This window comes from Brachybacterium sp. FME24 (assembly GCF_014897705.1).
Classification (GTDB): Bacteria; Actinomycetota; Actinomycetes; order Actinomycetales; family Dermabacteraceae; genus Brachybacterium.
The window spans coordinates 112203-120738 of the sequence record NZ_JABUXV010000014.1 but is presented as its reverse complement, the minus strand read 5'-3'; the positions used below and the strand labels follow the sequence as shown (position 1 = coordinate 120738).

General features: G+C 69.5%; 10 protein-coding genes. 3 read left to right on the top strand and 7 right to left on the bottom strand.

Going from position 1 to position 8536, the window contains the following annotated elements; all coding sequences use genetic code 11:
• Window positions 1-220: 220 nt before the first annotated feature.
• The 3 genes from INT51_RS16180 to INT51_RS16170 form a co-directional block, all read right to left on the bottom strand.
• The gene (locus tag INT51_RS16180; protein WP_193106366.1) at window positions 221-760 is read right to left on the bottom strand and encodes a DinB family protein; all 540 of its coding nucleotides are present in this window, start codon (window positions 758-760) and stop codon (window positions 221-223) included.
• Window positions 761-891: 131 nt separating this feature from the next.
• Complete coding sequence (locus INT51_RS16175; RefSeq protein WP_193106365.1) at window positions 892-1635, bottom strand: DJ-1/PfpI family protein; 744 nt, start codon at window positions 1633-1635, stop codon at window positions 892-894.
• A gap of 91 nt (window positions 1636-1726) precedes the next feature.
• Window positions 1727-2101 carry a VOC family protein gene (locus tag INT51_RS16170; protein ID WP_193106364.1) on the bottom strand — a complete coding sequence of 125 codons (375 nt, stop codon included), beginning with the start codon at window positions 2099-2101 and terminating at the stop codon, window positions 1727-1729.
• Window positions 2102-2377: 276 nt separating this feature from the next.
• Between INT51_RS16170 and INT51_RS16165 the strand changes: the two genes are divergently transcribed.
• Window positions 2378-3040, top strand: a complete 663-nt coding sequence (locus INT51_RS16165) for a carbonic anhydrase (RefSeq protein ID WP_193106363.1) — start codon at window positions 2378-2380, stop codon at window positions 3038-3040.
• A 110-nt stretch (window positions 3041-3150) separates the two neighbouring features.
• On the top strand, window positions 3151-3543 hold the full coding sequence (locus INT51_RS16160) for a YciI family protein (protein ID WP_193106362.1): 393 nt from the start codon (window positions 3151-3153) through the stop codon (window positions 3541-3543).
• Between the two features lie 45 nt (window positions 3544-3588).
• On the opposite strand, the gene INT51_RS16155 is transcribed toward INT51_RS16160, so the two are convergent.
• The 4 genes from INT51_RS16155 to INT51_RS16140 all read right to left on the bottom strand — a co-directional run bounded on the left by INT51_RS16155 (window position 3589) and on the right by INT51_RS16140 (window position 7169).
• Window positions 3589-4470: a bifunctional NUDIX hydrolase family protein/GNAT family N-acetyltransferase gene (locus INT51_RS16155; protein ID WP_193106361.1), complete on the bottom strand. Its 882-nt coding sequence runs from the start codon at window positions 4468-4470 to the stop codon at window positions 3589-3591.
• A gap of 55 nt (window positions 4471-4525) precedes the next feature.
• Complete coding sequence (locus INT51_RS16150; RefSeq protein WP_304502221.1) at window positions 4526-5707, bottom strand: MFS transporter; 1182 nt, start codon at window positions 5705-5707, stop codon at window positions 4526-4528.
• 121 nt (window positions 5708-5828) lie between these two features.
• A complete protein-coding gene (locus INT51_RS16145) occupies window positions 5829-6518 on the bottom strand; it encodes an NADPH-dependent F420 reductase (RefSeq protein ID WP_226985817.1) in 690 nt (229 codons plus the stop codon).
• Window positions 6519-6587: 69 nt separating this feature from the next.
• Entirely contained in the window at window positions 6588-7169 is a 582-nt protein-coding gene (locus tag INT51_RS16140; protein ID WP_193106359.1) for a TetR/AcrR family transcriptional regulator, read from the bottom strand.
• A gap of 75 nt (window positions 7170-7244) precedes the next feature.
• Here INT51_RS16140 and INT51_RS16135 point away from each other — a divergent pair, with 75 nt between their 5' ends.
• On the top strand, window positions 7245-8408 hold the full coding sequence (locus INT51_RS16135) for an SGNH/GDSL hydrolase family protein (protein ID WP_193106358.1): 1164 nt from the start codon (window positions 7245-7247) through the stop codon (window positions 8406-8408).
• Window positions 8409-8536 lie beyond the last annotated feature (128 nt).

Sequence of the window (8536 nt, the reverse complement as noted above, 5' to 3'; positions counted from 1 at the left end):
AAGATCGGCAACGACGCCGACCGAGCGGACCTACCGACCCCATGAAAGATCGAGGCTAGCGCTACCTCCAATAATGGGACGCTCCAGCTCGAAACATGCGACACCACAATTGCGGACTCGCAGCTTTAATGCTCCGAATACATTTCGCCAGCGCCCTCCAGTACTCTTCACGGGGAAGCGGACCGACGCGCTTCACTGAGCGACTCCTCCCCGACAAGGGTTATTCACCGATCAGCCCGTCGACAGACTCGCGGATGAGGTCCGCGTGCCCATTGTGGCGGGCGTACTCCTCGATCATGTGTACGAGGATCCACCGCGCGGTCGGAACGCGACCATCCGGCAGACCGCGCCCGGCAAGCACGCCCAGGCCGCCCTCCGCCAGGGCTTCACCGAGCATGCAGCGGGACTGCGAGACCGCGTCGCTCCACAGGGCTCGAAGGGTCTCGGGTGAGTCCTCGGCGGCCGAGGTCCACTCCCAGTCAGGTTCGGCGTCCCAGTTGACGGCATCCCATATGGTCTTGCGCGGGTTGCCTCGAAGGTGATGCGAGAACCAGTGGTCCTCGTAGTAGGCAAGGTGCTTGAGCAGCCCACCGAGAGTCATCGTCGAGGGGCCTACCGTCATGTTCAGTTCCAGGTTTTCAAGTCCCGAGCACTTCCAGGCAATCGTCGCCCGCTGATATTCCAGGAACCCGACCAGTGTGGCGACTTCATCCGCCGCAAGAGGGGGCTCTGGGCGGGACTGGCCCTGATCGGACGTCATTCTTCGGTCCTTTCGTGAAAGTCGATGCGCAGGGCGACGCGCCTGAGCGTTGGTGTGCTGACCTCGTGGAGTCCCGCCGCAATAGAGACGTCGGGCGCACCGGGGCCGAACCGAGGTGCGGTGGTGAGGGGTCAGGAGCCCTCCTGCCCGAGGCGCACCGTGCCCGCGGAGTCGTCGATCGTGGCGTTCTTCCCGATGCGCAGGCGCGCGGCGGCGCGCTCGACGAGACCGCCGCGATCGCGCCGGGCGGCGTCCCTCGAATCCTCGATCTGGCGCGGATCGGCCTCGGGGCGGTCCGGCGAGCCTGCATCGAACGGTGGGTGCGGGTCGTACTCCAGATGCAGCTGGATGCGCCGCGCGATCTCGTCGCCGCACATCTCCGCCGCGACGACCAGGGCGAGATCGATGCCGCTGGTGACGCCGCCGCCGGTGAGGATGCTGCCGTCGCGCACCACGCGTTCCTTAACCGGCACCGCCCCCAGGATCTCGAGCAGGGGGTGCGATGCCCAGTGCGTCGTGGCCCGTCTGCCCTGCAGCAGGCCCGCCGCACCGAGGACGAAAGATCCCGTGCACACGCTCGTGACGTAGCGGGCACCGGCCGCCTGGCGCCGCACGAAGTCCAGCGCCGCGTCATCGTCCATCAGCGCGAACGCGCCCTGACCTCCGGGGACCATGAGGACGTCGGCCTGCGGGGCAGCGTCGAAGGTCGTCGTCGGCAGGATCGAGAAGCCCGAGTCCGTGGCGACCGGTTCGAGGTCGTGCCAGGCCAGGGAGACCTGCGCCCCCGGGAGGCGCGAGAGCACCTGGATCGGACCGGTGAGATCCAGTTGGGTGACATCCGGGAACAGGGGCGCGACGACATGCACGGCAGTCATCCATCGATCGTAGACGCCCGGGTGCCCGCCGCCCGGGCCGATCCTCGCCGCCGGCCCCTGCGGGCTCGCACCGCCAGCGAGCATGAGCCCCTCAGAGATAGGGGCGGGTGATCAGTTCCAGGTAGTGGCCCGAGGGGTCGAGCAGGTAGACGCCTCGGCCGCCGTGCCCGTCGTTGATCTCCCCGGGGCGTGACCGCTGGGGGTCGGCCCAATGCTCGATCTCCTGGCCGACGATCGTCGCGTAGGCACGATCGAAATGGGCGTCGTCGAGCAGGTAGGCGTAGTGCTGGGGCGGGAACTCCAACGGCGGAATGGCGAACTGCAGCAGGACCCCGTCGGCGATCTGGAGGTTGACGAAAGGGCCCCAGTCCGGGGCGTCGTCGGCCTCGAGCAGGTCGCGATAGAAGGCGGCCATCTCGGCCGGATCCGTCGAAGCGATGATGGTGTGGTTGAAACGAGCAGTCATGGTTCTCCTGGGTCAGTGTCGGTGAGGTCGAGTTCGCACTGACGTCAGGAGGGGCGCGGATCAGGCCACGACCAGGTAACCGTTCCGGGAGCGGCCCGTCGGAGCCTGACTGGTCATCATCGAGGCAACCCTATCGGGGCGGCCCCTTCGGCCGGAAGATCGCAGCGCCCGGTCGACGCGCACAGGGAGAGTATTCTGCGGCGGGAGCACGTCCCGGACACGGGCCCTCCTGCACGTTCTGTCGCTCGAACCCGCTCAACCCCAAGGATCCTCACCATGACTTCACCCCGCGTCACCGTCCAGCAGGCATGGGATGAGCTCGCGCAGGGGAACGAGCGATTCATCGAGGGGCGCCTGCTCCACCCACAGCAGAACGCTGCGCGTCGCAGCGAGCTGGCCGGCAGCCAGGCCCCGAACGCGGCGTTCCTGGGCTGTTCCGATTCGCGGGTCGCGGCGGAGATCCTCTTCGACTGCGGGCTGGGTGACCTGTTCGTGGTGCGGAACATCGGGCAGATCGCCAACCAGAACACGACCGCGACCATGGAGTTCGCCGTCTCCGAGCTCGGCGTCGCCGTGATCGTCGTCCTCGCGCACGGCTCCTGCGGGGCGGTGGCCGCGGCGATCAATCAGACCACCGCGTCACCGAGCGAGGTCACCCCCGCCATCAAGCACGAGCTCGAGGAGATCCAGCCCGCCGTCCAACAGGAATGGTTCGCCACGCAGCAGGTCAGCCCGTACGTCGACCCCGATCTGATCGATGCGGATGCCGTGGGCCGCCGTCACCTCGACGAGACCATCAACGCCCTCATGCGCAAGTCCAGGGTCATCAGCGACGCGGTCGCCGCGGGGAACCTCGGCATCGTGGGCTGCCAGTACCGGCTCGCCGACGGCCGGGTCTCCCCGGTCACCGCGGTGGGCCGGGTCGAAGTCACGCACTGACGTTCCGTGGCGTGATCGTCGGCGACCTGTCGAGAATCCGGCACCGGCTTCGCCATGATGGTGGAGGCGCAGTTGTCTCCGAGTGCCGAGACCACCATGAAGGAGCAGTCATGAAGTACGTGATCCTCATTCACTCGAACCCACAGCCCTGGGGGCACCCCACCGCGGACTATCTGCCCGAGCAGCAGGCTCTCCCCCAGGAGGAGCGTGACGCCGGAGGCAGAGCGTTCGACGAAGGCTTCGCGCAGGTCCTGGAGCGCGGGGAGCTCGTCCACGCCGAGGCCCTGGCCGCGCCCTCCACATCGCGGCTGTTCCGTTGGAAGGACGGCCGGAAGGTCGCGATCGACGGCCCGTACGCCGAGGGCAAGGAGCACCTCGCAGGGTTCTTCGTCGTCGACGTCGACACTCTGGAGCGCGCCGAGGAGATCGCCAACCTCTTCGGCGCCCGTGGCGAGACGGTCGAGCTGCGCCCGGCGATGAGCGAGGGTACCGACGAGTCCTGAGCCCGCTCCGGGCGGCCACGGGCCGCGAGGGGTCGTGGGTCGCGGTCAGCGGAACGCCTTCTTGAAGTACGTCGCCGAGGCCTGGTACCCGATCGCCTGATAGAAGCGCTCGGCCCGACGAGTCGCCACCGCGATGTACGCAACGTCCGCGGTGTCCCGCGCCCAGTGCTCGGCAGCCGCCATCAGGACCCGTCCGCAGCCAGTTCCTCGTCGGTCCTCATGAACCATCAGCTCCTCGATCCATCCGATGGCGCCGTCGGCGTGGAACGCCTCGTGGACGAGGACGTGCACATAGCCGATCAGGTTCTCGCCCTCCACAGCAACGATCACCGTCGCGTCAGGATCAGCGACGATGCTGCGCAGGCCCTCGCGGAAGTGGGTCCACGTGGGCTGGTAGGAGGTCGCGAGCGCGGAGGCCAAGGGCCACAGTGCGGCGTCGTCGGTGCTGGTCGCTTCGCGCACCACCGCCTGCGCACCAGCGATATCGCCGCCGTCGGGCGACCGCGCAGTGCCATGCCCTGCGCCGGCCTGGTGAGCCTCAGAAGCCAGCTGCACCGCGGCGCGGGCGGCGGCGGGGACCAGATCCAGGGAGTCGACCTGGTCCAGCGGGACCCAGGCGGGCTCGTACGAGTTCTCCTCGCTGCCGCGTAGCCTCTCCGGGCCGCCGAGGACTGGCTGGGCCGGCTCCGTGCGCACGGAGAAATACAGAGCGGGCGCTTCGATCTCCCACGGCGTCGGCAGCAGCGCCCCGAGCGTTCCGGTCAGGCCGGTCTCCTCCTGCAGCTCGCGCAGGCAGGCATCCTGCGCCACCTCGCCCTCGTCGATGCCGCCTCCGGGCAGCACGCTGTACGTGCGGCCGTCGCGCCGACGGTGCATGAGAAGAACACATCCGTTCTGGACGACGACAGCGGCGGCTCGGATACGCATCCCAGCACGATAGTCGCCGCGGCGGCACGCTCCTCAGTGCGTCGGCGCGAACTCCTCAGCAGCGTCGTCGGCCGCAGGTACGCGGGGCGCGGTCGAGGGGGCGAGCAGCACGGCGACCAGCACCACGGCCAATGGCACCACCAATGCGGAGCGCAGCCCGATCTCCTCCCCGAGGAAGCCGAGCGTGGGCGGGCCCACCAGGAAGGCCAGGTAGCCGATCGTCGAGGCCAGCGCCACGCGGGCGGCGGGGTTCTCCCCCGAGTCGCCGGCGGCGGAGAGTGCGAGCGGGAAGCCGAGCGAGGCCCCCAGGCCCCACAGCGAGCACGGCCACCGTCTGGCTGTCGACGAAGGCGATCAGCGCCAGGCCGGCCGCGGCGAAAAGAGCACTGACCATGAGCACGCGAGCGCGGCCCACCCGGGCCACGATCGGCCCGCCGGTGAAGCGGCCCACCGTCATGGCGGCGGCGAACAGCGCGAACACGGTCGAGCCCATGGTGGCGCCGAAGCCGTGGCCGTCGACCATGATCAACGGCAGCCAGTCGGTGGCGGTGCCCTCGGCGAGCGCCATCGCCAGCACGATGCCGCCGATCAGCACGAGCCGGGTGTCCTTCCAGATCGCCGGGCGCGGGGTGGAAGCCTGCTCCGTCCGCACCCGGGCCGGGATGAGCCCCGTGCCCGAGGGCACCGAGCGCAGGGCCCAGATCAACAACCCGGCGCCGAGTACGCCGGTCAGGCCCAGATGGGCAAGAACGGAGAAGTCGACGGCGTTGGCCAGGATGCCCAGGCCCGCACCGAGCACGGTGCCGAGGCTGAAGCAGCCGTGCAGGGCGGGGAGGAAGGGGCGCCCCCCGAGCCTCTCGACGTCGGCCCCCTCGACGTTCATCGCGACCTCGCCGCCCCCCATGCCGGCGCCGAACAGGGCCAGGCCGACAGCGGTCAGCAGCGGTGTTCCGGTCACGGCACCGAGGGCGATGGTGGGCATGGCCAGCACGATCAGGGTGGATCCGGCCATGACGACCGGTCGCGTTCCGAGCCGCATCACGAGCGGGCCCGAGGAGAGGATCCCGATCATCGAGCCGACGGAGAGGCCGAACAGCACCATCCCCATCTGGGCGGTGGACACCTCGAGCAGGTCGCGCACGACGGGGGTGCGCGTGACCCATGCCGAGACGCTGAGGCCGGGCAGCAGGAACAGGGCGTACAGGGCCCAGCGGCGCCGACGCAGAGGGATGGGCACGAGGACTCCTCGAAAGGGATGTGAAGGGTGCTCAGGACGTGCGAGCACCGCGGTGTACGGCCGTACGCACCGAGCGGGTCAACCGTACCGACTTCCGAGGCCGCGAGCGGCCCCGGCTCACTCAGGGCAGGCGGTCAGCCGCCTCGAGGTTCTCGCGCAGCTCTGCGGCCGTCTGGCGCACCACATAGGCAGGGCGATCGCGCTCGACCCGCCAGGACTCGCTGAGCGGGCCCACCTCGACCGTGTCGAACCCGATCTCGTCGTAGAAGGTGGTCGCGAACGCGGCCGCCTCGGGATGATCGCTGGAGACGGCGAGCGCGCGCCGGTCCGGTGCGCCCGCGGGAGCGATATCCGTGGTGATGTCCGGGGCCTTGATGTGGTTGAAGGCCTTGACGACCTTCGAGGTGGGCAGGTGCTGCTGCAGCATCTGCGAGGTGGTGGTCTCCCCTGCGTCCAGGGCCTCGATGTGCCCGTCGCGCTCGTGGTAGTAGTTGTTGGTGTCCAGCACGATCTTCCCGGCGAGAGGTTCGACGGGGATCTGGTCCAGGGCGCTCAAGGGCACCGCCACGATGACCACGTCCCCTGCCTGCCCGGCCTCTGCCGCGGTGGCGGCGCGTGCCGTCGGGCCGAGCTCGGCGATGAGGCCCGTGAGCGTCTCCGGGCCCCGCGAATTCGCGATCACCACGCCATAGCCCGCACTCAGGGCAGCCCGTGCGACCTGGCTGCCGATGTGTCCTGCTCCGATGATTCCCAGTGTTGTCATGCTCGGCTCAACGCCGCCTGCCCTGTCGTGCTTCCCGTATGGCGGCAGATGACAAGCAGGACCAGGTCGAGAGGCTGAACCGGTGTCGACGGAGAACCTGGGGCGGCAATGACGCGATCAGGCAGAGCTCGCCCCTCCCGGCCACTGACGCAGCGACCGGTCCAGGGCATCGAGTGCGAGCGCCCACGAGGTCTCGACGTCGACGTCACGGTGAGCGAAGGCACCGGAGCGCTCCAGGGTCACGAAGCCATTGAGCGTTGCTCCGACGAAGCGGGTCGCATGGACCGCGTCGGCGCCTGTCAGCCCGTAACCGCGCAGGACCGCGAGCTGGAGATCTGCGACGCGGGCGGCTTCAGGAGAGGCCGTGACCTCGGGCTCGGCCGGCTTCTGCAGGACCTCCCAGAGACCGGGGTGGCTCTCGGCCATGAGGCGATGAGCCCCGGCGAACTCGACCAGGGCGTCGGTGCCGGCGCGACCGGCGATCCCGTTCTCGACCAGGTGCGCAAGCTCGGCCAGGGCGCGACGGTGCAGAAGCTCGCGCAGTGCGGCCACCCCGGCGACGTGCGCGTACATGCTCGCCGGCTGCACGCCGAGGCGTCGGGCGAGCGCGGAGATCGTCACCGCGTCCAAGCCGTCCGCGTCGGCCAGCTCGACGGCGGATTCCTCGACGCGGGCCCTGGTGACTCCTGCTCGTGCCACAGCGTCTCCTCTCGTGGTGAACCACACCGATACTACAGCCTACCTCCAGTTACCTACAGGGTGTAGGTTACGCGCATGCTCTCGACTCCCCTCTCCCTCGAACTGGTGCGCGGCCTCGCGGAACTGGAGCCGACACCGCGCGGCCTTCGCACCCACCGCCTGCCCCTGTGGGCCCGTACCCAGTTCCCTGATCCGCAGCTGTTGGCCATGGAGCAGCAGCCGTCCGGCGCCCGCGTCGCGGTCCTGACGAGCGCCGGGCACCTCGAGCTCGAACTGCATCCGACCCGGGTCACGTACCGCGGGGCGGACCGCCCCCGCGGCCGAGTGGACGTGCTGGTCGACGACGTTCTACTGCTCAGCGATCCTCTGACCGGCGGAGACGCACTCGAGGTCGACCTGCAGACCGGCGAATCCGCCCTGCTCTCGGGCCCTTCGCACCGGACCGCGCTGACCGACCTGCCGCCGGGGCCCAAGCAGGTCGAGTTCTGGCTCCCTCACAACGAGGCGGTCGAGCTGGTCGAACTGCGATCCGACGCTCCGGTCGCCCCGATCGATCCGGGCGCTCGGCCGCGGTGGGTCCACTACGGCAGCTCCATCAGTCACGGCTCCAATGCGGCCTCGCCCACCCAGATCTGGCCCGCCGTCGCCGCCCACGCCAGCGGGGTCCAGCTGCGCAATCTGGGCCTGGGCGGCAGTGCGATGGTGGACCCGTTCGTGGCACGCACGATTCGCGATGCCCCGGCCGATGTCATCAGCCTCAAACTCGGGATCAACGTCGTGAACCTCGACGCCATGCGTCTGCGCTCCTTCGTCCCCGCCGTGCACGGCTTCCTCGACACGATCCGCGAAGGGCACTCCACCACCCCGATCCACCTGGTCTCGCCGATCCACTGCGGCATCCACGAACACACCCCCGGGCCCGGCCTCATCGATCCTGACTCGATCGGCACCCCCCAGGTGCGATTCGCTGCGTCGGGCGCCGAGGGCGACACGGCCCTGGGACGGCTCACGCTCACGGTGATCCGCGAGGCGCTCGAGGAGGTCGCGGCCGCCCGGCCTGACGATCAGAACCTCCACTACCTCGACGGCCGGGAGCTCTACGACGAGGCGGACGGCGCCGAGCATCCCCTGCCCGACGCACTGCACCCGGATACCGCGACGCACCGGATCATCGGGTCGCGGTTCGCGCAGAAGGTGCTCGGTGCCGGGGAGCAGAGCCGCCACGCTCCACGCCCCTGAACCCGGGCCGTGGTGCTGAACCCGCAGCCGGCGCCCGGAGTCCGGCCACCGAGATTCTGAACATTCGGTTACCCTCGCTGGCGAGGCGAACCGTCTCGCGACAAGAGGGCACACGGACGCAGAACAGG